This is a genomic window from Pseudoalteromonas sp. P1-26 (assembly GCF_001401795.1).
Taxonomy (GTDB): Bacteria; Pseudomonadota; Gammaproteobacteria; order Enterobacterales; family Alteromonadaceae; genus Pseudoalteromonas.
The window spans coordinates 15,631-40,731 of sequence record NZ_LKDX01000008.1 but is presented as its reverse complement, the minus strand read 5'-3'; the positions used below and the strand labels follow the sequence as shown (position 1 = coordinate 40,731).

Genomic DNA, 25,101 nt, shown 5'->3' with positions numbered 1-25,101 from the left:
ATAGTAAAGTGTATTTAATTATAGCGAGCTAGTTTTTTCTCAAGTTTTGCGAGTTTTTTATTAACGCTTTTTACGTCGCGCCCGTATTGCTTGTTAATTGCTTTTAGCTGTTTTTTAATGTCTTTATTAATTTTTTTAGCTTCTTTATCAGACAAAATTCGGTTTAAGCGCTGTTCTTGCTGGTACTGAGCTCGGTCTCGATCACGGCTTAAGATATCTAAACGGTGTTTATAGCTTCGAATTTCGGCTTCGAGGTTTCTGATAATTTGCTGGCGCTCAAGCTCGTTGAGCTCTTTAACGAAGTTTTGCGGAGCTTGTAAGTCTGGGTCGGTGACTTGAATTTTGTGCTTGGTTGCACGGCTACCACAGGGGAACTCACTAAATACCGTGCCTCTGTCTGTGACACATTTATAGTATTCTGTGGTGGCAGCAAGTGAGGTGTTGGTAAAACAAAGAAGTGTAAGTGATATTAGATAAATGATTATGGCTTTCATGACGTCCGTGTCTCCTAATCAAATAAGGTGTCTAATATCTAAAGCTAGCTCGAAATAAAGATTTATCAATAAGCGCTAGGGCGTATATCGTTTCAGCTTTTTAATGCTTTGCACTAGGAATGGAATATCTAATCCTTGTTCAATGGCAAAGCCTTGTGCTGCTGAAATGTTTTTAAAGTTACCGTCTGAATCTATCAGGGTAATTCTGTCTTTTTTAAATGCGATAAATACATTTTGCGAGTAGTTAACACCGGTGTCGTCATGGCGTTTGTATAAGTTGCTACCCAACATGCTTTGTTTTGCGAGTGTTTTACAACCAAGGTAATGCCCCACGCTGGTGGCGATAATATCACTTGGTTGAATAAGGCCTTCGGTTTGTACAACTTTTTTATCTGAGCTGTATAAACGAGAGGCTGTAACAATACCATTGCTCTGCTGTGCAAGACTAAAGGCAAATACGGCATTAGCAGATTCACGTGCTTGTGTTGTAGCGTCTGCGCGTACAAGGCGAACCGCTGGGTTTTGGTCGTCGTTATTAATAAATTCGAATTGCTCAAAACCATTAATTTGAATTGAGCGATTATCAGCAAGCCACACAGGCAGTTGCTGTTTGTCTAGAATAGGGGCTTTGTAAAATGCTGGCAGGCCGTAAACTAAACTAAATAACGTATCTTCGGTTTCTACAGGTTGTAAGAACAAGTCTGTCTTGCGTAGTGCAGGCTCAGTGGCAACAAATTGCTCTAGGTCAGCATTATTCTCAAATACTAAAATATCGATAGTCGCACTCGACTCAGCTTTACACTCGGCAAGTGGAGTAGGTGCTAAGTAATCGATATTATGTGGGTCAAGCCTCACATCGTGTGCTTCTTTGTAGCTTTCTAAATCGAGCAAATCGTTTTTAGCTAACAAGCTTTTTGCTGTTGTAGGGTAAGACAACGGCAATACATTATCTTGTTTAGTGATATCAAATTTTAAATTGGCATCTGCCCAAATATGAATACTGTGGCTAAGTGCAAAGCACACTAAAATAGTGCTGGTTGCATAGCGCGGGAACTTATATTGCTTTAAGCGCGCTAGGTGGTGCCAGGTGTAGTTACTGACTAATAATTGGAACGCTAGAATTAGCAGCACAATGCCGCCTGCAAGAATTGTTGTTAATGCCGGTGAGCTTGTTAAACGGTGCCACAACAAAGAAACGATTTCAGGTAGAGCAGACGTATTTAAGTGATAACCCAAGTTAAAATATACATAGGCATCAAGCGTTAAGAATGACGCGCCGAGGGTTGCAATAATGGCTGCCATCCCTCGGATATGCCGAGGGTATGGAAACACTAAGCTTAATGGAAATATCGTTAAAACAAAGGCAATAAAAGTAATAAAGCTGGTGTGGCTTAACCAAGTCACGAGCATGTATAAATAGCCCATGAAGGTTGTCGGTGCACTGTCTGCAACTAAGTAGCTTAAGCTAATAAATAGCACTAAACCTATGTTTGCAAAGGTGAACCAATGGCCCCAACTTAAAAGCTGACTTACTTTTGAAGAAAACTGACTTTGTTGCGATAAATTCATAAATCTTATTTAACCGACTGTGCTAATGCTTTGGCAAAGTTGTCGGCAACAGCTTGTCTTTTCTCTGATGGTACATGCTCTTTTAAAATATGCGTGATAGAATTTCCTAAACACATAAGGCTTAAATCAACAGGCGCTTTGTGCTCTGTTAGTACATCAATCAGCTGATCAACGATTTGTTCTACTTGGTCATTAGAATATTTTGATATGATAGGCATCAGTTGGTTCGATAAAAAGAGTTATATTCCCGTATTTTAACACCAGAGGCGTGAAAAACAAAGATGACAATAGATGTTAAAAAATTAGTCGTTCATTATGTAGACAAAAAAGATGACGATACAGATATTCATTTACGCAATGATGAGATGGTTGTTAACGATAAAGTAGCCGTTTTTATAGAGCAGCTACACCATGCATATAATGGTAAGCCAGGTAAAGGCTACTGTGCATTCAGCGGCGAGAAAAACAGCATTGTTGCTTCGGCTATGCAAAGTTACCGTAACGACGAACTTGGCTTTTGGCACATGACAGAGCAAGCAACAAATGTGCTAAAAGAAGAGTTAAATAAGTATGCCTTTAATGAAACGGGTTATTTAGTTTTTTGCCATTATCAATATGTTGCAAGTGACTTTTTGTTAATCGCGATGATCAATATTAAAGAGCATTATTCAATTACTTCTGAGCTTGATTTAGCTTCATCACGTCACTTAGATATTTCGCGTATGCAACTAGCTGCACGTGTCGATTTAACTGCGTGGGATACTCAACCAGAAGATAATCGCTATGTGTCGTTTATTAAAGGTCGTGCAGGTCGTAAAGTGGCTGACTTCTTTTTAGACTTTTTAGGCTGCGAAGAGGGCATTGATCCTAAACAGCAAAGCCAAGTTATGCTTAGTGCTGTAGAAGATTATTTATCTGAGCAACAATACGATAAGTCAGAAAAAGACGAGCTACGCAAGCAAGTATTTGATTACTGTAATGATTGCGTAACAACAGGTGAAGATGCCAACGTTAAAGAGCTTTCTGCAACCTTATCGAAAAATGACGACAGCCCATTTGAAAGCTTCTGCCAAGAGCAAAGTTATGACTTAGAAGAGTCGTTCCCTGTTGATAAGAAAACAGTCACTAGTATGGTGAAGTTCTCTGGCATGGGCGGCGGTGTTAGCGTGAGCTTTGAACGTAAACACTTAGGTGAACGCGTAATGTATAACGAAGCAACCGATACACTAGTGATCAAAGGTATTCCACCTAATCTTAAAGACCAGCTTCAGCGCTTTATGGAGCAGGACGAAAGTTAATCGGGTTTAAGCTTCAAGTTTTAAGCGATAAGACGATAGATAACCGTTTTTAGCCCAGCACTTGCTGGGCTTTTTAGTTTTGGGTACTATAAAACACTATCTACTACAAGGAAGAAACATTGCATCACTATAGTTTTGTAGCGGTAAATAGTTTAGATACTAATATGTTAAATAACTTAGAGTCTCGGTTTGAGTTGCAAGAATCTGTATGCCTGAATAATTTAGAAGAGCTCAAATTATTGCTTGCAATGCTCGGGCTGAGTTTAAGCAAAACAATTAATCTCGATTTAATAGATATAGAGCATTGTTGGTTAGTAGAAGGGGCCTCAAAAGAAATTGCTTATTCTGACTTTGATGACTTTTACCAGCATTGGTTAGGTGTATCTCACAGAGAATCAACTATGGATGAATACGGTCAGTTAATTTATTTAAACTCTTTTATGAATCGCTTTAAAAAAGCAAAGTTTAAACTTATATGCCAAGAGATTAAGGATCAAAAGCCATCTTAATACCATGCTAGGTTGGCACGCTAAGAAGCTTTTAATGGCACATGATAAACTTTTGTTGGGTGATGCTCATTTGTTCTTAGAGAAGTATTTTGAATGGTTAAATAACAACAAAAATTAGCTCGTATATTAATGACAAAGAAACTTATATTATTCATATCACTGTTTGTTCTTGGTTGTTCACCGCTTTGGGAAGAACCTCCATATCAAGTCTATTTTAGTGATAACTCAAAAAAGTTAGGCTACTCGCTTGGTGAAGGTGCATTCATTGGACGTATAGATGAACCTAAATTGATTGCGTCTAACGATAAATACATTTCGGTTTTGGCTTGCCCTGAAAATATTTGTTCTTACTTTTATATTGATAAAGTGAACGATCATAAATATGCAGAACATAATGAGTTCGTTTTTGGGCCTTACACTAGAAATGAATTTACAGCTTTAGAATTTCAACTCGCTTTACCTAAGCTTAAGTAAAAATTTACTTCTAATATTTACTTTGCTTTTGTTCATCGGACAGTTCATGTTCTGACGGCGGCGGTGATTGCGGTGGCGGAGATTAGATAAAGTAGTTCCATTTGCCATCATTGATTTAGTAAAACATCTACAGATGGTTTTTAGCATGATTAATATAAAAATTCGAATAGTGGAAGGCGTAAAAGTGCTTTTCTTTTCTTTCAGTATCGCTTAGTTTTAATACACTCAAGGTACAAACTTCCCCGATGGCTAAGGAGAGTCATAAATGAAACTTGCTCAATTGAATATCGCTCTTGCTAAATATCCATTAGATGCGCCAGAAATAAAAGATTTTGTTGATAATCTTGATTTAATAAATGGCGTTGCTGAAAGCAGTGCTGGTTTTGTATGGCGATTAAAAGACGAATCTGGTGATGCCACAAATATTAAAATGTTTGATGATCCGAATATGATAATCAATATGTCTGTGTGGGAAAGCGTTGAAGATCTCAAAAATTTTATGTTTCGTACTCACCACAGAGATTTCATGCGCAGAAAAGGTGAATGGTTTCACCGCTTAGCAGAAGATAGTTATGTTTTATGGTGGATTGAAGATAACCATATTCCAACCCCTCAAGAGGCATTAGAGAGGTTGCAGTATCTGCGAGAAAACGGCGACACACCACATGCTTTCACATTTAAAAGCAATTTTACAGCTGAAGAATTTAAAAAATAAATAACAATTAACTGCGATAAAAATAAGGAAAAACTATGCATGTTGTATTAGGTGTTTTAGGTATTGTAGTGACCATTTTGGTGTTACTGAATAAACTTCAAGAAGGGGGAATAGATATTGGTTGGTTGAATCCTTTTAGCTGGCACCGACGTCGTAAGTTCAGAAAACACCATGATTTAAATCCCGCATTTAAGTTAGATTCACCGATGGATGTGGCTGCGTTATATATGGTTGCAGTGGCCAAAATAGATGGAGAAATGAGTAAATAACAAAAAGAAAAAATTCTAGCTCTTTTTAACAGTGAATTTCATTTAAGTATGAAAGAAGCTACAGATTTATTAAGCTCAAGTGTGCATTTATTAGGGCATACTAGTGACGTTTACAATAAACCTCACAAAGTAATTGAGCGATGCTTAGATAAAGTAACAAAAGAGCAAGCAGCTTCAATTTGTTATCTCGTCGATGAGGTAGCGAATGTTGAAGGTGAACCGACGGCTCAGCAAAGAAAACTTGTCACAGAGATAAAAAATGCATGCCCTCGGGAGGCTGCTGGCAAGTGGTAATTCATCCATAAACCCAACCAGCTGAAAATTAAAATGACAATTATAACCCCTTAACTGATTTTGAAACGTTCTAGTGAATATCGTGAAGATGTAACAACAAATCTAATTTTTAAAGATATTTATAAGAGAGTTTTTATGAAAAAAAAGTTATCAGTGGCTTTATTGGTTTTATCATCTTTTGCTAACTCAACAACGTGGGGAGAGTTAGAAGTAGATGACCCAATCGTTAAGGGTGCAAAATGTGCGGTTGCTGAGCCTGCAAGCTATGGTGGTTATATTTACAGTTGGCCATCAAAATATGATCAGGTGTTTTGGCCGCATACGGATAGAAATGGCATTTGGTTTTGCGAAACATCGGGTTTTATAGCTTTAACTGGGGACTTTGACGAACTTAAACCTGCAGAAATTGAGAGAATAACGGAATTTCTTGCGTCTCAACACATTTCGAAGCCAACTCTCGAGCAAAAGTTAGCTTTGCTCGAGCAAACTTACGCACTTCGCGAAAAAGATGAATTTTTTAAAAATAAGTTACTAAGAATCCTTGCTCGTTGGCAGCAGTCTTTAGGGAACCTTGATAAGGCAAATAATTATCGAGCTAGAGCATTTAAAGATATTCAACATGCCCTAAATGGAGATTTAGATGGATATAAACGACTTGAATATCTTTATCTGGCGACTAACTACTCAAAACAGTTTGCAGAGCAAAATAAAAATGTAGATTACTTAGACGATTTGGAAACATCATTGAAATTGGTGACTGATCCTGAGTTAAAAGGCTATGCAGGGTACTTGTCTGAATTGATAAAGGACAGCGTTTATATCAACGAAGGCGGGAAGCTCGACCCTGACTTACCGAAACAGTAATGAATACCGAATAACAAGGTTGATTATATGAAGTACAGGGTTCTAGTGTTGTTAATGCTTGCGTCAAGCTTTCAGGCTAAATCGGTTCAGAAGCTGTCTAATACTGAACTTAGCTTTATACTTTCTTCTATGGAAGTGCTTTATAAGAATAAATCTTTCCCGCAAATTAGGGTCATTCAAAGCTGGGAGTCGCAGACTGAATGTGATGGTGAATATCAAACTTGCCCAAATGCTAGGTTATTCATATCAGTAAATACAGGCGATCTTTACGAAGTTCCAGCCTTATTTGAATTACCAAAATCCAAAGGTTGGCAATACGTTAGTTTTGTAGAACATGATGATTCATTCTTACTTATGATTAAAACAACGCTAGATCATGCAAATGTATCCGCTGAGTCGAGAAGTAAGTGGCGCAGTAAAGCCTATGCAATAAAAATTTCAAAATATGAATACGATGTACTAGAGGTCATAGAAAAGTAACTTCATTTAATAATTTTGCCTTGCAGCAACATGGATATTCAGGGCAGAAGTAATGTAAAAAATGAGTACTAGGAATAAAGCAGTGGCTAAATAAGGGACGCGACCATGATAAAACGTAACAAAGCTAATACTGGGCTATTTTTTTGTATCGGTGCTGCTATTGGGTTTTCAATCTTCATTGCATACCAGCAACTGCTTATAGGTCTTTTATTTGCTGTAATAAGCGTTAGTGTTGCAATCTTAGTTGTTTCAAATAAATGGTCTAAGTAATAATTCACTTTGTTATTGCTTTTACTAGGTGATGAAAAATGAATTTATCTTTCACTACAAAAAGATTAAATGTGATTGAAATAGACGCAAGCTCGTCAATGGATGAGCATCATCAATTAACGATTGCCTTACCAACGATATTAACCCCTGCTGTAATTGCAAACTTACCAGGTTATTTTCAAGGTATTGATTCTATAGCTGCTGCTGAAAAGTGGTTGGCTAACATGCTTAACGAGTGCCGCTTATTAATGCTGCAATCTGAACATCAAGAAGTTGTTGGGCTTTTATTTATATATACCGAAAACCATAATGCTCATATTGGTTATTTGTTAGCTGAGCAATATTGGGGGCAGGGTCTTGCATTTGAGTTATTGCAGGGATTTATAAACTTGGCTGATACTCAGCCACACTGGCATAAGCTCATTGCTGGTGTTGATGAATCAAATACACCATCAATTAAACTTTTAAAAAAATTGGCTTTTGAAGAGCAAGCATCTAAGGAAAATGGCATGTTGTTTTATGAATTTAATTTAAACCAAGGCATACAATAATGATAATAACTGCATTTTTAGTTAACTCGTTTAGTGCAAATAATACAGGCGGCAACCCAGCAGGTGTCGTGTTGAATGCAGATAAACTCACCAGCGCAGAAAAACTGACTATTGCAAAAGAAATTGGCTATTCAGAAACCGCATTTGTGGCGCAAGATCATGAAGTTGACTTTGCAGTGTCATTTTTTACGACAACGGAAGAAGTTGATTTTTGTGGCCACGCAACCCTAGCGGTGTTTGCTACGCTCTTCGAACAAGGGTTATTAAAACCCGGTTATTACACTCAGCGAACAAAAGCGGGTTTGTTAGGTGTAACAATTGCCGAAGACGGGCAAATTACCATGGAGCAAGCCTTGCCAAAATACCTAGGCAACTTTGCTTATGACGACCTTGCAGGCTTATTAGGACTTGATGAAACTACTCTAGCAGAAACAGGCTTACCAATCGATGTAATAACTACAGGATTGCCGGATATTATAGTCTCTGTGCCGAATGGCTACTTAGATCAAATTGTTATTGATGAGGCAGCGCTTAGCGAGTTCTGCCAACAGCATAACGTGATTGGTGTGCATGCCTTTGAATTATGTGAAGAGCAAAGTGAGCTGACTGCAAGTTGTCGTAACTTTGCGCCTTTGGTTGGTATACCCGAAGAGTCAGCAACCGGTAGCGCCAGTGGCGCGCTTGCATGCTATTTATCAAAACATGTATTTATACAGCAAGAAAACCGTTTCATGTTTGAACAAGGCAGAGCAATGGGGTGCAGTTCACACATTTCAGCCAGTGTTTATTCGGATGAGCAGGGGGTAAGCAAAGTGCTTGTAGGTGGTTACGCCAATCACCTAGGTACTCAACAGGTTGTTATTTAAAAACATTACACACAAAAAAGCCGCGTTATAAACGCGGCTTTTTTACTTAAGCGACTAAATTATTCAGCCGCTAAGGTTTTTGCCATATCAGCACGGGCTCTGCCAGCAGGTTTAATTGAACCTGCACGAAGGCCGCTATCTGGAATAGCTACACGCTTGTCATGCGCCATAGCCGCTGGTGTTGGCTCTGGCTCACTATCTGCAACTGGCGTAGGTTTTGCCATTGCAGCGCTTGCTGAACCTTTTACTAAAACAGTTTTTTCATTTTTAGCAGGTTCTACAGCTTTCACTGGCTCTTCAGTTTTCACTGGTTCTTCAGCTTTAACTGGTTCCTCAGCTTGTACTGACTCTTCAGCTTTTACTGGTTCTTCAGCTTGTGCTGGCTCTTCAGCTTTCACTGGCTCTTCAGCTTTCACTGGCTCTTCAGCTTTCACTGGTTCTTCAGTTTTAACTGGCTCTTCAGTTTTAACTGGCTCTTCAGTTTTAACTGGCTCTTCAGTTTTAACTGGTTCCTCAGCTTTCACTGGCTCTTCAGTTTTAACTGGTTCCTCAGCTTTCACTGGCTCTTCAGCTTTCACTGGTTCTTCAGCTTGCACTGGCTCTTCAGTTTTAACTGGTTCTTCAGTTTTCACTGGTTCTTCAGCTTGCACTGGTTCTTCAGTTTTAACTGGCTCTTCAGCTTGCACTGGCTCTTCAGCTTTAACTGGCTCTTCAGCTTTAGCTGGCTCTTCAGTTTTAACTGGCTCTTCAGCTTTTACTGGTTCTTCAGTTTCAGCCTGAGCCTGTTTTGCTTTTAGCTCAGCTTCATATTCAGCAGCAGCTTGATCGGCAACTGGAATAAATGCTGGCGCATCAGCTTTGTCATCACTTGACTTTTCATCATGCTCAGGGCGACGGCGACGTTGACCTGCGGCACGTAAGTGGCGAGGTGAACGACGAGAGCGTGTACGAGGTTGAGCTTGATCTTCATCAGTTGATGATTCAACTACCGATTCAGTTTGCTCAGTTTGTTTAGGCTCAGCGTCAGCTTTTACTGGCTCTGAAGATACTTGCTTTTCAGCAACTGGCTGTTCTGCTTGTTCAGTTTCAACTGCTACTTTTTCTTTTGCAGGCTTGGCTGGTTTTTCAGCTTTAGGTGCTTGCTCAGTTGTTTCAGTCGTTTGTACTGCTTTTGCTTCATCTGCGCTTTCATCTGTTACGCGAACTTTTTTGCGTAAGTTGCGACGTTGACGACGAACCTTAGGTTTAGTTTCCTTTGGTTGCTCAGATTTCGTCTCTGGTGCAGTGTCTTTATTCGTTTGTTCTACATCATCATTACGTTTTTCATTACGTTTTCTGTTGTTAGAATTACGACGACGTTTGTTGCGATTCTCGTTACCTTCTTTTTGCTCAGGCTTATTCGAAGTATTTGTGTTTTCTTCTTTAGCTTGTGCATCGTCAGGACGTTTATTACGAGAGTTGCGACGGCGTTGGTTGTTGCTACGACGACGGTTGTCGTTGTTGCGACGATTATTGCTACGTCTTTGTGCTGCTTTTTTCTCTTCTTGCTCTTTTTCAGCTTCTTCTTCGGCATTGCTGAATAACGACTTGAAGAACTTACCAATTGCAGCAAATAAGCCACCTTCAGACTTTTTAGCCGCAGGAGTCGTTTGCTCAGCTTTTGGTGCAGCTTGAGGTGCAGGTGTAGTAGGCATAACAACACCTTTAAGAACCGGCTCTTCACGAACTGGTGCTGAAGGCGCTTTAGCCATTTCAAATGCTTCTGGCTCAGGAGCAACAACTTGCTCGTAGCTTACTGTTTCGATTGTTTCGTCTTTACGTAAGCGAACTACTTCGTAATGTGGCGTTTCCATGTGTTGATTAGGAATGATCACAACATCAACGTTATGGCGCTTTTCGATGCGTTGAACACTACGACGTTTTTCGTTCAATAGGTAAGCGGCAACAGCCACAGGCACTTGTGCATTTACTTGTGATGTGTTGTCTTTGATTGCTTCTTCTTCGATTAAACGAAGGATAGACAGTGCAATTGATTCGTTAGAACGAATCGTACCTTGACCATTACAACGAGGACATGGACCTTGGCTTGCTTCACCTAATGAAGGGCGTAAGCGCTGACGCGACATTTCAAGCAGACCAAAGCGTGAGATCTTACCAATCTGTACACGGGCACGGTCAGGGCGAGCAGCGTCTTTTAAACGATTCTCTACTTCGCGTTGGTGGCGTGGTGGTGTCATATCGATGAAGTCGATAACAATAAGACCACCTAAGTCACGTAAACGTAATTGACGGGCAATTTCGTCTGCTGCTTCTAAGTTAGTATTAAGTGCTGTTTCTTCGATATCACCGCCTTTAGTGGCTTTAGATGAGTTGATATCGATAGACGTTAGTGCTTCAGTTGGGTCAATTACAATTGAACCACCTGATGGTAAGCGAACCTCACGTTGGAAAGCAGATTCAATTTGGCTTTCAATTTGGTAGTGAGTGAATAGTGGTACATCGCCCTGATAAAGCTTAACGCGGCTCATGAAGTCAGGACGGAAACGCTCAATATGCGCTTTCGCTTCTTCAAATACACGTGCTTTATCAATTAAAATTTCACCAATATCACGACGTAAATAGTCACGGATTGCGCGGAAAATTACGTTACTTTCTTGGTGAATTAAGAACGGAGCAGGGCCGCTATCAGCAGCTTGCTGAATCGCTTGCCAATGCACTAATAGGGCTTTTAAGTCGTACTCTAGTTCTTCAAATGATTTACCAACACCCGCAGTACGAACAATTAAGCCCATGCCTTTAGGTAGTTCTAAACGGCTTAGTGCTTCTTTAAGTTCAGTACGCTCATCACCTTCGATACGGCGAGAAATACCACCGGCACGAGGGTTGTTAGGCATAAGTACTAAATAGCTACCTGCAACGCTGATAAAAGTCGTTAACGCAGCACCTTTTTGGCCACGCTCTTCTTTATCAACTTGCACAATGACTTCTTGGCCTTCTTTGATCACGTCACGGATATTTGGACGACCTTGGAATGTATAGCCTTGTGGGAAGTAGGTGCGAGCTATTTCTTTAAGAGGAAGGAAACCGTGCCTTTCAGCGCCATAATCAACAAAGGCAGCTTCTAGTGACGGTTCGATACGGGTAATTTTACCCTTGTAAATATTTGCTTTTTTTTGTTCGTGACCTGGGCTCTCTATGTCTAAATCATACAGGCGCTGGCCATCAACCAGTGCAACGCGCATTTCTTCTTGCTGCGTCGCATTGATTAGCATACGTTTCATATTGTTACTCTACTAATTCTGTCGCTGACATGACGATATAAACTCGTCTGTTCAGTGGTTTCTGACGGTTGTTTTTGTGCAGTCTCACGACTGGGTAAAGTCAAAACCTGAAGTTGTTTGCTTACATTGAGCATCACTAAGTGTGGCTGACAATAACATGTTCTCACGTTATTAAATTCTTATAGGTGTCAAAACTGCCGCCAATTCTGCGGTTTTAATTTACGAGTTTTGTCCCGAAGTCGACCATGTTCAAATTTTTATTCAATGTCTTGCTACAACAGCTGCTTCTGAATGACGTTGCTACGTCGTCACTATCAGTCAATTTATCTTGTTCAATTGCTTTTTATGTTCATTAATCAACATTCGTGCTCAAATTATTCAGGCAATATATTACGCGCATCGCCGATAATTGAACGCTCGTGTTGGCTGGGTAATTATAAAAGCTTTGGAAAACTTAGCGCGGATCTGTATGATCGGCAACCCAGAATATGCTTCACGAATGTATTAATGTGATAAAAGCACCGTTGTTACTTGCAAACTTTATGTTCGCGACGGTGATTATCCCACTATTACCGTCGCGTTAGCAACTAAATTATTTACTTAAATCAGTGATTAGGCAATGTCAGAAAAAACCGGCTTACAAGTTTCGTTTGTTACCATAGGTGAAGACCATCTAGGTCAACGTATTGATAACTTTCTTATTACTCACCTAAAAGGTGTGCCTAAAAGTGCAGTTTATAAAATCCTTCGTAAAGGCGAAGTGCGAGTAAATAAAAAACGCATAAAACCCGTATACAAACTACAACTAAATGATGTGGTTCGTATTCCACCTATTAAAGTGGCCGAAAAAGAAGAGTTTGTGCCAAAAAAACTCGATAAAGTAAAACAACTTGAAGACGCCATTTTGTTTGAAGACAAGTATTTAATGGTGATCAACAAGCCTTCGGGTATGGCTGTGCATGGTGGCAGTGGCCTAAGTTATGGCTTAATCGAAGCGCTTCGCGTACTTCGCCCTGAAGAGCGTAGTTTAGAGCTTGTACACCGACTAGACCGTGACACATCAGGTTGTTTGCTTATTTCTAAACGTCGTTCAGTGTTAACTGATCTACATAAACAGTTACGTGAAAAAACCATGGAAAAAAACTATTGGGCATTAGTTGATGGTCAATGGGATTCTAAAACGAAAAACGTTACCGAAGGACTTCGTAAAAACACCTTGAAGTCTGGTGAGCGTGTGGTTCGTGTTGATAATACCGAAGGTAAACCATCGCACACGCGTTTTCGTGTGCTTGAGCGATATGCTGAGTGCTCATTAGTGCAAGCGTCGCCAGTAACGGGGCGTACTCACCAAATTCGTGTGCATACGCAATGTAAAGGTCACCCAATCGCGTGTGATGATAAATATGGCGTTGCAGAGTTTGATCAATACGTAAATAAGCTGACTGGTTTAAACCGTTTGTTTTTACATGCCCATGATTTACGTTTTATGCACCCTAAAAACGAAACAACCATGCATGTTGAAGCGCCACTCGATAATGCACTTCAAAACTGTATCAAAAAGCTACGTGCCGATAATGAACAAGTTTAAGCTGGTTATTTTTGATTGGGATGGCACTGTGATGGACTCTGTGCCAAAAATTGTTACCTGCTTGCGAAATACTGCGCGAGACTTAGGTATTCCTGTTCCAACAGAGCAACAAGCGAAAGACGTCATTGGTTTGTCGCTGGCAAAAGCCACTGAAGTGCTTTTTCCGGCGCATTTACATTTAAACGACGAACTTGTTGCAGGTTACAAAGCACAGTACCGTGAGTTAGATGTTACACCTACACCTTTATTTAAAGATGTAGAATCCGTTTTAAAGCAGTTAAGTGATGCAGGTATGCAATTGGCTGTGGCTACCGGTAAAGGACGTGAAGGCATTGATAGGCTTCTTAATGAGTCAGGTCTTGGGAAGTACTTTTTGAATGTAAAATGCTCAGATGATGCACAGTCGAAGCCATCTCCAGATATGCTTGAGCAAATATTGCACGAGCAGGGCATCGCAAAAAGTGATGCTGTGATGATTGGCGATAGCCAACTCGATATGGCAATGGCTCATGCCGCAGGTATTGCTTGTATTGGAGTGAGTTTTGGTGCCCATAGCCCGGCGCAGTTGCAACAACATACGCCGTTATGTGTTGTTGATTCATACCAGCAGTTAAAGCAATATTTGCTTTAACTGCTTAGCCAATTTAAACACTAACAACGTAAGCTAATAATCGAGTTTGTACATTTTTGGCTATTGTGTTCATTAGAACACAATTCCTTTTTAATTTTTCGGTTACAATTCCCAGCTAAATGCGCATTACCACGTGTGTGGCTATCAATCGTTTCAATTTCTTTACTATTTTCCTCAATAAACTTAAGTAGGCAATTTGAAATAGCTACATCAGTTAAATCCACCACAGGGCTGAATAATAAGTTCATTGCCATACCATCTATAATTGATGCGCCACGGTTTAACTTGTAAGTTAAGTTTAATTTACGAGTACCACCAATATTAAATTCACCATTATATTTCACTTCAAAGTTTAAAAGGTTATCCGAACTTCCATAAACCTTACTAATATAAGAACCTATTTCATTGTGTTGAAGACTTATTTGAAATCCTGAGTCGCCTTTACGTAGTTTTAGCACACTTTCAGTTGTATCAGAGGCTTTAAAGTTATCAAACCAATTTGCATCAAAAAGTTCTTTTTCTATGAATTTTGTTAAATCTTCATGGAGGTTGGTTTGATATTGTTGATTGCCAAAGTAATTAACTGGGTGTAAGGCACAGCTATCTTCGTTATTTGAACTCGTTGAATTAAGCTCAAGCGGACTTTGAATTTTAGAGGATGTTGTGGAAGAACTTTTCGATACTGCGGTTCTGAAATCTCGGTCTATATCGTAAAAAGTTTTTAATAAATCTTTTTCTGAGGTGTTTAATGGCAAGCTTTCGATTGTTGAAATAATCTCATTTTCTTGAGAAGTTGATGAGTTGTTTGTCGCCTTAACATTAAATTTAAAAGCTCTTTTATCTAATGGATTTGCTATTATCAAGTTTTTCGATGATGTATCGCATTTAAGAATAGGCTGACCAAGGTGTAACCTTTCATTAGATGAAGGTTCCCTTTGGCAGTCAGGTTTGACGTGGTGTTCTTTAGCAATTGTTTTGGCTTTTTCATAATTACACGTATTGCATGAGTACACTTCTAATAACCCTTGTGAGGCATGCATTTTGCTCGTAAACAAACTTAACCCTGATAGAAAAAAGGTTATTAACAATCCTTGTCGAGTCATAAAGCCTTTCCTTTTTAGCTGAATTTTAATCTATGCTATTTAATAGATTTTACTAAGTTTTGTGACATGTCAACACGTCAACACCAAACTCAGCCAGCACTTTAGTTAATGTGATCAGTGGCAGGCCTATCAATGTATTAGGGTCATCGCCACTGAGCTTTTCAAATAAACAGATGCCTAATCCTTCACTTTTAAAGCTACCTGCACAGTTGTATGGCTGCTCTGCATCGCAATAAGCATTGATCTGTTCAAGTGTGAGTGCTTTAAATGTCACATCAAATGGCACCACGGTGGTAATTGCTTTGTCGCTTTGTATATCAAATACACTTAAACCAGTTAAAAAGGTCACTATATGGCCACTAAACGATGATAGCTGCTTAATGGCATTCTCTTTAGTATGAGGTTTACCTAAAATTGTATCGTTGAATACCGCAACTTGATCAGAGCCAATTACCAAACCTTCACTATAATGTTGTTTGGCTACTCGGGCTTTTTGCTCGCTTAAACGAGCAACTAATTGCTCTGGCGTTTCAGCTGCGATAGGGGACTCATCAATATCTGGAGAAAAACTTTGAAAAGGTAAGTTAAACTTAGTTAATAATTGCTGTCTAAATGGTGAGCTTGACGCTAATATAAGTGTTGGTTTCATAATAAATTCTGGATGAAAATTGTATTTTGCCAAGGATAAGCCACAATGAATCCGAAAACAAAGCAGAAGATCGTTAAAAACCTACCAAAATTGGTTTTTTACTTTGACTAACTTACTAACTATCTATATGATGCAGCCCCTATGCAAAAGGTGAAAATTCCCATCACTCTTCATCCCAGCAAAGCAGCTCAACATCGTTTAACGTATGACGGTATTGTCCCGCTTGAAAAACTTTCTCGTTTAGAGCAAGTTGTGCAGGAGGAAGCAGGTGAAATAGCGGTAAAGATTCATTGCAAAATTGACGAGCAAGGTTTAGTGGTAATAAGTGGTAACTTATCAACACATGTAACTGTAACTTGTCAACGCTGTAATGGAGAATTAGGGTTGGATTTGGAACAAGACTTTGTGTATTCGCCAATTGGTTTGGATGCAGAGTCAGATCATCTACCTGAAGGTTACGATGAAGTAGAGCTGGACGAAAACGGTGAAATCAACGTATTTGAGTTAATCGAAGACGAACTGATTTTAGCTATTCCAATAGTGCCTACACACAACGAAGCTTCATGCAGTTATTCATCAGAGCCTACTAGCTTTGGTAAATTAGCAGCAAAAGATGACAAACCAAATCCATTTGATATTTTGAAACAACTTAAGAAAGATTCTTAGGAGAAGACTAATGGCTGTACAAAAAAGCAAAAAGTCTCGTGCAAGACGCGGCATGCGCCGTTCACACGATGCGATCAGTGGTCCAACTTTAACTGTAGATCAAGTTTCTGGTGAGACTCACCGTCGTCACCACGTAACTGCTGACGGTTACTACAAAGGCGTTAAAGTAATTTCTAACTAAGAGATTGCTATATGCTGACCAATCTAACCATAGCGTTAGATATGATGGGGGGCGATTACGGCCCCCGTTCATCTATCCCCGCTGCCGTGCAAGCGGTAAATGCTAATACCAACTTAAGACTCATCTTATGTGGTAATCAGCAAGTTATTCTAAAAGAACTCGAAGCACTCGATTCTGTTTCACACCCTCGTTTAATTATTCGCCATTGTAGCGAAGTCGTCACAAATGCGTGTGAACCTGCTTCAGCGGTTCGTTCTAAAAAAGATTCATCAATGCGAGTTGCCCTCGATTTAGTTAAATCGGGTGAAGCGCAAGCGTGTGTAAGCTCTGGTAATACAGGCGCGTTATTTTTTATGGCGCATTATGTATTAAAGATGCTTCCAGGCGTAAAACGGCCTGCATTAATCTCTGCTGTTCCAACCGAACGTAAAAACCCTGTTTATTTACTTGATTTAGGTGCGAATGTGCATTGTGACGCACAAACCCTTTATCAATTTGGCATTATGGGTTCTGTGGTAGCAGGGCAGGCACTTGGGTGTGATAACCCAAGAGTTAGTTTATTGAATATTGGCTCTGAAGACATCAAAGGGCATGAAGGAATAAAACAAGCTGCACAGTTAATGCAGCAGTGTGAATATCTCAACTACACAGGTTACAGTGAAGGTAGTGATATTTTCAGCGGAAAAGCCGATGTTATAGTGTGCGAAGGATTTGTAGGTAATGTGGCATTAAAAACCTGTGAAGGTATTGCCAAACTGATCATGCATAAACTCACCAAAGCCTTACACAAACATTTCTTATACAAAAGTTTAGCGTTTTTATTGCGTCCAGTGATAAAAAAACTCTACAAGCGGGTGAACCCCGACCAGTATAACGGCGCAAGTCTGGTAGGATTGCGCGGTATTGTTGTTAAAAGCCATGGCAATGCCTCACCAAAGGCGTTTCATGCTGCTATTGATGAAGCCGCGCGGGAAGTCGAACGCCAACTCCCTGAAAAAATCGCTGCGATTTTTGAGCAAACACATCCAACAACAAAGTAGTGCAGCATATCTAAAACTTGTTATGCTGCCTGCTACAGAATATTTTTTTGTTTAATTATAAGAGCAAAGTATGGCACATAAAATTGCACTCGTATTTCCAGGTCAAGGCTCACAAACTGTGGGCATGTTATCTGAACTATTAGCTGATTCACAAATTGCTAAAGCAACATTCGCTGAAGCATCTGAAGCTCTTGGCTATGATCTAGCTGCACTTGTACTAAATGGTCCAGAAGAAGAATTAAATCAAACCCATCGTACACAACCAGCACTTCTTACTGCTAGTGTTGCTATTTACCGTCAATGGTTAGACGCAAACCCTGATGCCGATGTTGTTATGGCTGGTCACAGTTTAGGCGAGTATTCAGCATTAGTTTGTGCTGGCGTTGTAAGCTTAAGCGAAGCCGTTAAACTAGTAGAAAATCGTGGTTTATATATGCAAGAAGCAGTACCTGCGGGTGTTGGTTCTATGGCTGCAATCATCGGCTTAGGTGACGACGAAATCAAAGCAGCGTGTGAAGCATCAGCAAATGGTGAAGTCGTTTCACCAGTAAACTACAACTCACCAGGTCAGGTTGTTATTGCCGGCCACAAAGCGGCAGTTGAGCGTGCATCAGAAGCATGTAAAGAAGCAGGTGCTAAACGTGCTTTACCACTTGCAGTAAGCGTACCTTCTCACTGTGAACTAATGAAACCAGCTGCTGAAAAATTAGCTGCTGATTTAGCGGCTTTAACATTTAATACACCTAAGTGTGATGTAATCAACAACGTTGATGTAAAAGCTGAGCAATCAAGTGAAGCAATTAAAGATGCATTAGTACGCCAACTTTACAGCCCGGTACGCTGGACTGAAACTGTACAAGCATTAGTTGCGCAAGGTATCACACAAAGCTATGAGTTTGGCCCAGGTAAAGTATTAACGGGTCTTGCTAAACGAATTGATAAAGCAATGGTATGTGGTGCGGTTAATACGCAAGCTGCTATTGATGAAGCGAAATAAGTAGGAATAGAATGACAAATTTATTTTCTCTTGAGGGCAAGGTTGTCCTAATCACTGGTGCAAGCCGTGGTATTGGTAAAGCGATTGCAAATACGCTAGTTGCACAAGGTGCAAAAGTAGCCGGCACTGCAACAAGCGAATCAGGTGCTGCTAAAATCAGTGAATACCTGGGTGACAACGGTAAAGGTTATGCCCTTAACGTTACAGATCCTGAATCGATTGAGGCGACACTTGCTGCGATCAAGGCTGATTTAGGCGATATCGACGTATTAGTTAACAATGCGGGTATTACTCGCGATAACTTATTAATGCGTATGAAAGACGGTGAGTGGGATGACATCATCGACACGAACCTAAGCTCAATTTTCCGTTTATCTAAGGCTGTTTTACGCCCTATGATGAAAAAGAAAAATGGCCGTATCATTAATATCGGTTCTGTTGTGGGCACTATGGGTAATGCGGGTCAAGCTAACTACGCTGCAGCGAAAGCGGGTGTAATTGGTTTTACTAAGTCATTAGCACGCGAAGTTGCATCACGTGGTATCACAGTGAACGTTGTTGCACCTGGTTTTATCCAAACAGATATGACAGACGAGCTGACTGAAGACCAAAAAGCAGCTACGCTTGCAAATGTACCTGCAGGGCGTTTAGGCCAACCTGAAGAAATCGCTGCTGCGGTATGTTATTTAGCATCTGACGCTGCTGCGTATGTATCAGGCGAAACATTGCACGTAAATGGCGCGATGTACATGGTTTAATGAAAGTTAGCAAAAATTTGCTAACGGAAGATTATCGAAAATTGTTGAAATTTTTGTGATCTTGCTTTAAACATACTTGAATTCGCTATGAAAATAAGCGATAAATGAACAAATACTATTCGAGAGGTTTGACCAGATAAGTAATTATCAGCAAATCCTTGAATCACAGAATTATGCGGCGTAAACTACGCCGCAATCTGAAAATAACGCATTGGCGTTTTTAATAAAGGAAAGAAGAATGAGCGACATCCAAGAACGCGTAAAGAAAATTATCATTGAGCAACTAGGTGTTAAAGAAGAAGAAGTAAAACATGAAGCTTCTTTCGTTGACGACTTAGGTGCTGATTCACTTGACACTGTAGAACTAGTAATGGCTCTTGAAGAAGAATTCGACACTGAGATCCCAGACGAAGAAGCTGAAAAGATCACTACAGTTCAAGCTGCAATCGATTACGTTACAGCTCACGCTGAGTAATTTTACGCATTTTGATTTTAAGGGCAGCATTAAGCTGCCCTTAGTCTATCTATAGAATGATACTAATAAATTTGGTATACACCCCACCTAAAATAATTTCCTTATTGGAGGCAACCCGTGGCTAAACGTCGAGTCGTCGTAACTGGCTTAGGAATGTTGACACCGCTAGGTAATGATGTTGAATCTACTTGGCAAGGTTTGTTAAACGGTAAAAGTGGTATTCAAACTATCACGCATTTCGATACCTCAAGTTTCGGCACCAAATTCGCAGGTTTGCTGAATGACTTTGATGCATCAGCTTACATGTCACCGAAAGATGCAAAGAAAATGGATTTGTTTATCCAATATGGCATTGCAGCGGGTGTACAAGCACTACAAGATTCTGGTCTAGAGATCACTGAAGAAAACGCCACTCGTGTTGGTGTAGCAGTGGGTTCTGGCATCGGTGGTTTAACTTTAATTGAAGAAAACCACATCAAACTATTAAACAGCGGCCCGCGTAAGCTTTCTCCGTTCTACGTGCCTTCGACCATTATCAATATGATTTCTGGTCATTTATCGATTATGCACGGTTTACGTGGTCCTAATATTTCAATCGTTACAGCCTGTACTACAGGTCTACATAACATTGGTCATGCTGCGCGTATGATTGCATACGGCGATGCAGATGCAATGGTAGCCGGTGGTGCTGAAAAAGCATCGACACCAATTGGTATGGGTGGCTTTAATGCAGCACGTGCATTATCAACTCGTAACGATGATCCACAAGCAGCATCTCGTCCTTGGGATAAAGACCGTGATGGTTTTGTTCTTGCTGATGGTGCTGGTGTTATCGTACTTGAAGAATATGAGCATGCTAAAGCACGTGGCGCGAAAATCTACGCTGAACTCGTTGGTTTTGGTATGAGTGGTGATGCATATCACATGACGTCTCCACCTGAAGACGGTGCAGGCGCAGCTCTAGCGATGGAAAATGCCCTAAACGATGCACAAGTTAATGCAGACCAAGTTGGTTACATTAATGCTCACGGTACATCGACGAATGCAGGCGATAAAGCCGAAACATCAGCTGTTAAAACTATTTTTGGTGATGCAGCGAAAGATGTGATGGTAAGTTCATCTAAATCAATGATGGGTCACTTGTTAGGTGCAGCAGGTTCGGTAGAGTCGATCATTACTATCTTGTCACTTGTTGACCAGAAAGTAAGCCCTACAATCAACCTTGATAACCCAGATGAAGGCTGTGATTTAGACTACGTACCGCATACTGCACGTGATGCTAAATTGGATTACGCACTATGTAATTCATTTGGTTTTGGTGGTACTAATGGCTCGTTGCTGTTTAAAAAGGTATAATTCTTTTTAACAACGGACTAAAAAGAAGAGCCCAGTTGTTTAACTGGGCTTTTTTGTATGAGTAAATTAAAACAAACAATAAAAATAATCACACCAGACACCACAATAAGCACGCAAGACCGTGGCTTAAATTATGGTGATGGCTTTTTTACCACCGCCTCTGTGGTGAATTCTGTCGTTGAGCACTGGGATTTACACAAAGCGCGTTTAGAAGAATGCGCGCAAAGACTATTTTTCCCCGAATTAGATTTAACCGCAATTGAGCGTGAAGTTAACCACGCAATCAGTGATACACAAACCGGTATTTCAAAAATAGTTATCACCCGTGGTGCAGGTGGGCGTGGTTATGGCTTACCAGATACACCAAGTATTCAAGTGCTGATCAGTATAATGCCTGCAGTTTCACACTATAAAAGTTGGCAGCAGCAGGGCGTAAGCTTAGCAGTCAGCGACGTGAAACTTGCACATCAACCTTTACTTGCAGGCTTAAAAACATTGAACCGTTTAGAGCAAGTGCTTATCAAAAAGCAAATGAGCAGCCTTGAATGTGATGACGTTGTTGTTCTTGATTATGATAACAATGTGATTGAATGTTCGGCTGCAAATTTATTTGCTATTAAAGACGGTCAAGTTATGTCACCTAAGTTAGACCGCTGCGGTATCACTGGGGTTTATCTCAGCGCTTTATGTGATAAGTTAGCCATTGAATTTAAAGCAATCCAATTAGATGAGCTTTTAGCTATGGATGCCGTATTTATGTGTAACAGTTTAATGGGCGTGGTTCCCGTTGCACGGATTGCTGATACACAGTTTGATATTGAATGCAGTAAAGCGCTATTAGCGGCGCAGTTTGCCAAGGAGAGTGTGTGATAAAAGTCATTGTTAGCGTGCTGTTATTAGCATTGCTATGTTGTGGTATTGGCTATCAACAGCTTCAATCAGCATTAAAAATGCCGTTAAAGGTTGAAAATAGTACTTTATTTAAAGTAGAACGTGGCACTGGCTTTAATCAGCTTTGCCAAGCATGGCAAACAAAGCAGTGGGTTGATAGCTGTTTTAAATTTCAGGTACTTGCTAAATTAGATCCTACGCTTACCGATTTAAAAGCGGGTCTATATGAACTGGATACAAGCGCTGTTATTGATAATATTCGTCGTATCAATCAAGGTGCACAAGTGAGTTTTAGCTTCACAATTATTGAAGGTCAGCCACTTCGAGACGTTGTTGCTAATATTCAAAAGCAAGCGCATTTAAACCAAGACTTAGATACAGAAAATTTAGCGGCGCAGATAAGTAACACGCAAGAGAATTTAGAAGGCTGGTTGTTCCCTGACACCTATCACTACCACAGTGAAGATAGTGCCAGCGGCTTATTAAAACGCGCATACAACAAAATGCAGCAGGAATTAGACACCGCATGGCAAACTAGAGCAGCAGATTTGGTGTTAAGTTCACCGTATGAAGCGTTAATACTGGCTTCTATCATCGAAAAAGAAACGGGCCTTGCTTCTGAGCGACCATTAATTTCTGCGGTATTTACCAATCGTTTAAAAACCAATATGCGCTTACAAACCGATCCAACTGTTATTTATGGTATTGGTGCTGATTTTGATGGCGATATAAAACGAAAACATTTAAAAACCTATACACCGTATAACACGTATAAGATAAAAGGCTTGCCGCCAACACCCATAGCCATGCCTTCGAAAGCAGCGATTTTGGCCGCGGTTAATCCACCTGAGTCTGAATATGTGTATTTTGTTGCGAAAGGGGATGGTAGCCATCAATTTTCGAAAACATTGCAAGAACATAATCGTGCGGTAAAGCAGTACCAATTAAACTAACAACCAGAATTGAGTCTATGACAGCGAAATTTATAGTGATTGAAGGCCTAGAAGGTGCCGGAAAATCAACGGCCATTGCCGTATGCCAAGCTTATTTAGAAAACAAGCAAGTCGATTTTATTAATGTACGTGAGCCTGGCGGTACAGCTATGGCTGAAGAGCTGCGTAATATCGTCAAACAGGCTCACCAAGAAACAGTGACGGGTGAAACAGAGCTGTTAATCATGTATGCAGCACGCTCACAATTAGTTGCTAATGTTATTAATCCGGCACTTGAAAAGGGCACTTGGGTTTTAGGTGATCGCCATGATCTTTCATCACAAGCATATCAAGGTGGGGGTCGCGGTATTGAACAGACTAAACTCTCTTTTTTAGCTGATATGGTGCTAAATGGTTTAAAACCTGATTTAACCATTTATTTAGACATTGACCCTGCAGTTGGGCTTGCCCGTGCAAAAGGCCGTGGTGAACTTGATCGTATCGAACAAGAAGCGTTAGGTTTTTTTGAGCGCACGCGCGCACGCTACCTTGAAATAGCTAAAACTGATAGCAGTATCAAAACAGTGGATGCAAACCAAACAATGCCAGAAGTACATGCGGCAATCACAACTGTGCTTGATAACTTTTTTGCAGGTTTAAATTAATATGCCTTTGCCGTGGCTTGAAGGGCTTTATCAGCAACTAGCGCAAAGTTTTGCACAGCAACGCTTTCATCATGCCCAGCTATTTAATGGTGATAAAGGTGTCGGCAAACAATGTTTAGTCGATTCGCTCGCCGATGGCTTACTTTGCGCGTCACCTGTAAATTTAAAAGCCTGTGGCAATTGTAAAAGCTGTCAACTTAATCAAGCGGGTACTCATCCTGATAAACGCGTTGTAAAGGTGGAAGGCCAAACAATAGGCGTTGATGAAATTCGTGAGATCAGTGATTTTATCAACCATTCAGCGGCGCAAAATGGTAACAAAGTAGTTGTGCTCGAACAGTGTCACAAAATGACCACTGCTGCGGCTAATGCTTTATTAAAAACCCTTGAAGAGCCAAGCTTACGCCGTTATTTATTGTTAACGTGCGAGCAAACAGCATTATTACCTGCAACAATTTTAAGTCGCTGTGCCGTACACGAAATAAAAGTTAACTCTGAATATACGAAAAAATGGTTAGCATCATTAAATATTGCTAATTATTCATGGTTAGAGTTGTTCGCTAGGCAACCTTTACTTGTTCAGCAGTGGCAAAATGACAACCAACTTGAAGCTGTCGATTCTCTTTATAAATTTGCAACTGAGATAAAAGACAGCCATAATTTCAGTGCGTTAGTCGACATCCTTAATAAAGATCATAGCTTGGTTAATGTATTTGCTTTGTTCTTAACAGAGCATCTTAAAACGCAATTAATGTTAGGAATGGACTTTTTCAATTATCAGAAAGCACAAACTGCAATTTCAGAGTTTCTTTATAATAACTCACATGTGCTTGGCTTGAATATGGAACTAGCCATTTCACAATTAGCGTTTACTTTACGTGAAAGCCAAAATTAGGAAGTATCGTGCAAGAATTATTAGTAGATATTGAAGACTTAGAAGAATTATATCGCTGTTACATGCCTTATCTAAAAAATGGTGGTTTGTTTGTTCGCACTAATATGCGCTTTGAAATGGGTCATTCATTGGCTTTAAAGGTCACATTACCAGATGCACTAGAAGATGATGTAGTAACGGGTAAAGTTGCTTGGATCACACCACAAGGTGCACAAAGCTCAAACCCACCAGGTATTGGTGTTAATTTTATCGATGATAAAACCAATTTGAATGCGAAAATCGAAAAACTACTCGGTACTATGTTAAACTCCGGCAATCCGACCTATACCATGTAATAAAA

The 25,101-nt window shown here is 40.1% G+C and carries 31 protein-coding genes; 25 read left to right on the top strand and 6 right to left on the bottom strand.

The window, feature by feature from the left end:
- Nucleotides 1-14 precede the first annotated feature (14 nt).
- The 3 genes from AN394_RS06355 to AN394_RS06345 all read right to left on the bottom strand — a co-directional run bounded on the left by AN394_RS06355 (nucleotide 15) and on the right by AN394_RS06345 (nucleotide 2,281).
- Nucleotides 15-494, bottom strand: coding sequence for a DUF4124 domain-containing protein (locus AN394_RS06355; protein ID WP_055021030.1), 480 nt, complete (start codon nucleotides 492-494; stop codon nucleotides 15-17).
- A gap of 75 nt (nucleotides 495-569) precedes the next feature.
- Nucleotides 570-2,063, bottom strand: coding sequence for a DUF3413 domain-containing protein (locus tag AN394_RS06350; protein WP_054561351.1), 1,494 nt, complete (start codon nucleotides 2,061-2,063; stop codon nucleotides 570-572).
- Nucleotides 2,064-2,068: 5 nt separating this feature from the next.
- Nucleotides 2,069-2,281 carry a DUF1414 domain-containing protein gene (locus AN394_RS06345; RefSeq protein WP_054554702.1) on the bottom strand — a complete coding sequence of 71 codons (213 nt, stop codon included), beginning with the start codon at nucleotides 2,279-2,281 and terminating at the stop codon, nucleotides 2,069-2,071.
- A gap of 63 nt (nucleotides 2,282-2,344) precedes the next feature.
- Between AN394_RS06345 and yejK the strand changes: the two genes are divergently transcribed.
- From yejK to AN394_RS06295, 11 genes are all read left to right on the top strand, one after another.
- Complete coding sequence (yejK, locus tag AN394_RS06340; RefSeq protein ID WP_054554703.1) at nucleotides 2,345-3,361, top strand: nucleoid-associated protein YejK; 1,017 nt, start codon at nucleotides 2,345-2,347, stop codon at nucleotides 3,359-3,361.
- A 119-nt stretch (nucleotides 3,362-3,480) separates the two neighbouring features.
- Nucleotides 3,481-3,870 carry a hypothetical protein gene (locus AN394_RS06335; RefSeq protein ID WP_054561352.1) on the top strand — a complete coding sequence of 130 codons (390 nt, stop codon included), beginning with the start codon at nucleotides 3,481-3,483 and terminating at the stop codon, nucleotides 3,868-3,870.
- A gap of 129 nt (nucleotides 3,871-3,999) precedes the next feature.
- Nucleotides 4,000-4,344, top strand: a complete 345-nt coding sequence (locus tag AN394_RS06330; RefSeq protein ID WP_054561353.1) for a hypothetical protein — start codon at nucleotides 4,000-4,002, stop codon at nucleotides 4,342-4,344.
- A 265-nt stretch (nucleotides 4,345-4,609) separates the two neighbouring features.
- Nucleotides 4,610-5,059, top strand: a complete 450-nt coding sequence (locus AN394_RS06325; protein WP_054561354.1) for a DUF3291 domain-containing protein — start codon at nucleotides 4,610-4,612, stop codon at nucleotides 5,057-5,059.
- Between the two features lie 35 nt (nucleotides 5,060-5,094).
- Nucleotides 5,095-5,328: a hypothetical protein gene (locus AN394_RS06320; protein ID WP_054561355.1), complete on the top strand. Its 234-nt coding sequence runs from the start codon at nucleotides 5,095-5,097 to the stop codon at nucleotides 5,326-5,328.
- Between the two features lie 48 nt (nucleotides 5,329-5,376).
- Complete coding sequence (locus tag AN394_RS06315) at nucleotides 5,377-5,622, top strand: hypothetical protein (RefSeq protein ID WP_055021029.1); 246 nt, start codon at nucleotides 5,377-5,379, stop codon at nucleotides 5,620-5,622.
- Nucleotides 5,623-5,757: 135 nt separating this feature from the next.
- Entirely contained in the window at nucleotides 5,758-6,486 is a 729-nt protein-coding gene (locus tag AN394_RS06310) for a hypothetical protein (RefSeq protein ID WP_054561357.1), read from the top strand.
- A 27-nt stretch (nucleotides 6,487-6,513) separates the two neighbouring features.
- Nucleotides 6,514-6,966 carry a hypothetical protein gene (locus tag AN394_RS06305; RefSeq protein WP_054561358.1) on the top strand — a complete coding sequence of 151 codons (453 nt, stop codon included), beginning with the start codon at nucleotides 6,514-6,516 and terminating at the stop codon, nucleotides 6,964-6,966.
- A 105-nt stretch (nucleotides 6,967-7,071) separates the two neighbouring features.
- Nucleotides 7,072-7,236: a hypothetical protein gene (locus tag AN394_RS22020; protein WP_161805749.1), complete on the top strand. Its 165-nt coding sequence runs from the start codon at nucleotides 7,072-7,074 to the stop codon at nucleotides 7,234-7,236.
- Between the two features lie 38 nt (nucleotides 7,237-7,274).
- Nucleotides 7,275-7,787, top strand: a complete 513-nt coding sequence (locus tag AN394_RS06300; protein ID WP_055021028.1) for a GNAT family N-acetyltransferase — start codon at nucleotides 7,275-7,277, stop codon at nucleotides 7,785-7,787.
- A complete protein-coding gene (locus AN394_RS06295; RefSeq protein ID WP_055021027.1) occupies nucleotides 7,787-8,653 on the top strand; it encodes a PhzF family phenazine biosynthesis protein in 867 nt (288 codons plus the stop codon). Before AN394_RS06300 ends, AN394_RS06295 begins: the two co-directional genes overlap by 1 nt.
- A 59-nt stretch (nucleotides 8,654-8,712) precedes the next feature.
- Here AN394_RS06295 and rne read toward each other — a convergent pair whose 3' ends face one another.
- Nucleotides 8,713-11,934, bottom strand: coding sequence for a ribonuclease E (gene rne / locus AN394_RS06290; RefSeq protein ID WP_055021026.1), 3,222 nt, complete (start codon nucleotides 11,932-11,934; stop codon nucleotides 8,713-8,715).
- 619 nt (nucleotides 11,935-12,553) lie between these two features.
- On the opposite strand from rne, the gene rluC reads away from it, so the two are divergent.
- Together rluC and AN394_RS06280 are read left to right on the top strand one after the other, a co-directional pair.
- Nucleotides 12,554-13,522 (top strand): 23S rRNA pseudouridine(955/2504/2580) synthase RluC, encoded by a 969-nt coding sequence (rluC, locus tag AN394_RS06285; RefSeq protein ID WP_054561362.1) that lies wholly within the window; start codon nucleotides 12,554-12,556, stop codon nucleotides 13,520-13,522.
- On the top strand, nucleotides 13,509-14,153 hold the full coding sequence (locus AN394_RS06280; protein ID WP_054561363.1) for an HAD family hydrolase: 645 nt from the start codon (nucleotides 13,509-13,511) through the stop codon (nucleotides 14,151-14,153). The genes rluC and AN394_RS06280 overlap by 14 nt, the downstream gene beginning before the upstream one ends.
- 20 nt (nucleotides 14,154-14,173) lie before the next feature.
- On the opposite strand, the gene AN394_RS06275 is transcribed toward AN394_RS06280, so the two are convergent.
- Nucleotides 14,174-15,256, bottom strand: a complete 1,083-nt coding sequence (locus tag AN394_RS06275) for a hypothetical protein (RefSeq protein WP_054561364.1) — start codon at nucleotides 15,254-15,256, stop codon at nucleotides 14,174-14,176.
- Nucleotides 15,257-15,308: 52 nt separating this feature from the next.
- Entirely contained in the window at nucleotides 15,309-15,905 is a 597-nt protein-coding gene (locus AN394_RS06270; protein ID WP_054561365.1) for a nucleoside triphosphate pyrophosphatase, read from the bottom strand.
- A gap of 141 nt (nucleotides 15,906-16,046) precedes the next feature.
- Between AN394_RS06270 and yceD the strand changes: the two genes are divergently transcribed.
- The 12 genes from yceD (at nucleotide 16,047) to AN394_RS06210 (ending at nucleotide 25,096) form a co-directional block, all read left to right on the top strand.
- Nucleotides 16,047-16,571: a 23S rRNA accumulation protein YceD gene (gene yceD / locus AN394_RS06265; RefSeq protein ID WP_054554711.1), complete on the top strand. Its 525-nt coding sequence runs from the start codon at nucleotides 16,047-16,049 to the stop codon at nucleotides 16,569-16,571.
- A 10-nt stretch (nucleotides 16,572-16,581) separates the two neighbouring features.
- The gene (rpmF, locus tag AN394_RS06260; RefSeq protein WP_036967969.1) at nucleotides 16,582-16,752 is read left to right on the top strand and encodes a 50S ribosomal protein L32; all 171 of its coding nucleotides are present in this window, start codon (nucleotides 16,582-16,584) and stop codon (nucleotides 16,750-16,752) included.
- 11 nt (nucleotides 16,753-16,763) lie between these two features.
- Nucleotides 16,764-17,792, top strand: coding sequence for a phosphate acyltransferase PlsX (gene plsX, locus AN394_RS06255; RefSeq protein WP_054554712.1), 1,029 nt, complete (start codon nucleotides 16,764-16,766; stop codon nucleotides 17,790-17,792).
- Nucleotides 17,793-17,862: 70 nt separating this feature from the next.
- A complete protein-coding gene (gene fabD / locus AN394_RS06250) occupies nucleotides 17,863-18,789 on the top strand; it encodes an ACP S-malonyltransferase (protein WP_054561366.1) in 927 nt (308 codons plus the stop codon).
- Between the two features lie 11 nt (nucleotides 18,790-18,800).
- Complete coding sequence (fabG, locus tag AN394_RS06245; protein WP_054554714.1) at nucleotides 18,801-19,547, top strand: 3-oxoacyl-ACP reductase FabG; 747 nt, start codon at nucleotides 18,801-18,803, stop codon at nucleotides 19,545-19,547.
- Nucleotides 19,548-19,785: 238 nt separating this feature from the next.
- Nucleotides 19,786-20,022, top strand: a complete 237-nt coding sequence (gene acpP, locus AN394_RS06240; protein ID WP_016707440.1) for an acyl carrier protein — start codon at nucleotides 19,786-19,788, stop codon at nucleotides 20,020-20,022.
- A gap of 117 nt (nucleotides 20,023-20,139) precedes the next feature.
- Nucleotides 20,140-21,378 (top strand): beta-ketoacyl-ACP synthase II, encoded by a 1,239-nt coding sequence (gene fabF / locus AN394_RS06235; RefSeq protein ID WP_054554715.1) that lies wholly within the window; start codon nucleotides 20,140-20,142, stop codon nucleotides 21,376-21,378.
- A 57-nt stretch (nucleotides 21,379-21,435) separates the two neighbouring features.
- The gene (gene pabC / locus AN394_RS06230) at nucleotides 21,436-22,248 is read left to right on the top strand and encodes an aminodeoxychorismate lyase (RefSeq protein ID WP_054561367.1); all 813 of its coding nucleotides are present in this window, start codon (nucleotides 21,436-21,438) and stop codon (nucleotides 22,246-22,248) included.
- Nucleotides 22,245-23,222, top strand: a complete 978-nt coding sequence (mltG, locus tag AN394_RS06225) for an endolytic transglycosylase MltG (protein ID WP_054561368.1) — start codon at nucleotides 22,245-22,247, stop codon at nucleotides 23,220-23,222. Before pabC ends, mltG begins: the two co-directional genes overlap by 4 nt.
- A gap of 17 nt (nucleotides 23,223-23,239) precedes the next feature.
- Nucleotides 23,240-23,866 (top strand): dTMP kinase, encoded by a 627-nt coding sequence (gene tmk, locus AN394_RS06220; protein ID WP_054561369.1) that lies wholly within the window; start codon nucleotides 23,240-23,242, stop codon nucleotides 23,864-23,866.
- Nucleotide 23,867: 1 nt separating this feature from the next.
- Nucleotides 23,868-24,761 (top strand): DNA polymerase III subunit, encoded by an 894-nt coding sequence (locus tag AN394_RS06215; RefSeq protein ID WP_054561370.1) that lies wholly within the window; start codon nucleotides 23,868-23,870, stop codon nucleotides 24,759-24,761.
- Between the two features lie 8 nt (nucleotides 24,762-24,769).
- Nucleotides 24,770-25,096 carry a PilZ domain-containing protein gene (locus tag AN394_RS06210; protein ID WP_054554720.1) on the top strand — a complete coding sequence of 109 codons (327 nt, stop codon included), beginning with the start codon at nucleotides 24,770-24,772 and terminating at the stop codon, nucleotides 25,094-25,096.
- The last annotated feature ends 5 nt before the right edge of the window (nucleotides 25,097-25,101 follow it).

Excerpts from the sequence above, each read along its gene's own strand:
- AN394_RS06355 (WP_055021030.1), bottom strand. The coding sequence starts at position 494 with ATGAAAGCCATAATCATTTATCTAATATCACTTACACTTCTTTGTTTT.
- AN394_RS06350 (WP_054561351.1), bottom strand. The coding sequence starts at position 2,063 with ATGAATTTATCGCAACAAAGTCAGTTTTCTTCAAAAGTAAGTCAGCTT.
- AN394_RS06345 (WP_054554702.1), bottom strand. The coding sequence starts at position 2,281 with ATGCCTATCATATCAAAATATTCTAATGACCAAGTAGAACAAATCGTT.
- yejK (WP_054554703.1), top strand. The coding sequence starts at position 2,345 with ATGACAATAGATGTTAAAAAATTAGTCGTTCATTATGTAGACAAAAAA.
- AN394_RS06330 (WP_054561353.1), top strand. The coding sequence starts at position 4,000 with ATGACAAAGAAACTTATATTATTCATATCACTGTTTGTTCTTGGTTGT.
- AN394_RS06325 (WP_054561354.1), top strand. The coding sequence starts at position 4,610 with ATGAAACTTGCTCAATTGAATATCGCTCTTGCTAAATATCCATTAGAT.
- AN394_RS06320 (WP_054561355.1), top strand. The coding sequence starts at position 5,095 with ATGCATGTTGTATTAGGTGTTTTAGGTATTGTAGTGACCATTTTGGTG.
- AN394_RS06315 (WP_055021029.1), top strand. The coding sequence starts at position 5,377 with ATGAAAGAAGCTACAGATTTATTAAGCTCAAGTGTGCATTTATTAGGG.
- AN394_RS06310 (WP_054561357.1), top strand. The coding sequence starts at position 5,758 with ATGAAAAAAAAGTTATCAGTGGCTTTATTGGTTTTATCATCTTTTGCT.
- AN394_RS06305 (WP_054561358.1), top strand. The coding sequence starts at position 6,514 with ATGAAGTACAGGGTTCTAGTGTTGTTAATGCTTGCGTCAAGCTTTCAG.
- AN394_RS22020 (WP_161805749.1), top strand. The coding sequence starts at position 7,072 with ATGATAAAACGTAACAAAGCTAATACTGGGCTATTTTTTTGTATCGGT.
- AN394_RS06300 (WP_055021028.1), top strand. The coding sequence starts at position 7,275 with ATGAATTTATCTTTCACTACAAAAAGATTAAATGTGATTGAAATAGAC.
- AN394_RS06295 (WP_055021027.1), top strand. The coding sequence starts at position 7,787 with ATGATAATAACTGCATTTTTAGTTAACTCGTTTAGTGCAAATAATACA.
- rne (WP_055021026.1), bottom strand. The coding sequence starts at position 11,934 with ATGAAACGTATGCTAATCAATGCGACGCAGCAAGAAGAAATGCGCGTT.
- rluC (WP_054561362.1), top strand. The coding sequence starts at position 12,554 with ATGTCAGAAAAAACCGGCTTACAAGTTTCGTTTGTTACCATAGGTGAA.
- AN394_RS06280 (WP_054561363.1), top strand. The coding sequence starts at position 13,509 with ATGAACAAGTTTAAGCTGGTTATTTTTGATTGGGATGGCACTGTGATG.
- AN394_RS06275 (WP_054561364.1), bottom strand. The coding sequence starts at position 15,256 with ATGACTCGACAAGGATTGTTAATAACCTTTTTTCTATCAGGGTTAAGT.
- AN394_RS06270 (WP_054561365.1), bottom strand. The coding sequence starts at position 15,905 with ATGAAACCAACACTTATATTAGCGTCAAGCTCACCATTTAGACAGCAA.
- yceD (WP_054554711.1), top strand. The coding sequence starts at position 16,047 with ATGCAAAAGGTGAAAATTCCCATCACTCTTCATCCCAGCAAAGCAGCT.
- rpmF (WP_036967969.1), top strand. The coding sequence starts at position 16,582 with ATGGCTGTACAAAAAAGCAAAAAGTCTCGTGCAAGACGCGGCATGCGC.
- plsX (WP_054554712.1), top strand. The coding sequence starts at position 16,764 with ATGCTGACCAATCTAACCATAGCGTTAGATATGATGGGGGGCGATTAC.
- fabD (WP_054561366.1), top strand. The coding sequence starts at position 17,863 with ATGGCACATAAAATTGCACTCGTATTTCCAGGTCAAGGCTCACAAACT.
- fabG (WP_054554714.1), top strand. The coding sequence starts at position 18,801 with ATGACAAATTTATTTTCTCTTGAGGGCAAGGTTGTCCTAATCACTGGT.
- acpP (WP_016707440.1), top strand. The coding sequence starts at position 19,786 with ATGAGCGACATCCAAGAACGCGTAAAGAAAATTATCATTGAGCAACTA.
- pabC (WP_054561367.1), top strand. The coding sequence starts at position 21,436 with ATGAGTAAATTAAAACAAACAATAAAAATAATCACACCAGACACCACA.
- tmk (WP_054561369.1), top strand. The coding sequence starts at position 23,240 with ATGACAGCGAAATTTATAGTGATTGAAGGCCTAGAAGGTGCCGGAAAA.
- AN394_RS06215 (WP_054561370.1), top strand. The coding sequence starts at position 23,868 with ATGCCTTTGCCGTGGCTTGAAGGGCTTTATCAGCAACTAGCGCAAAGT.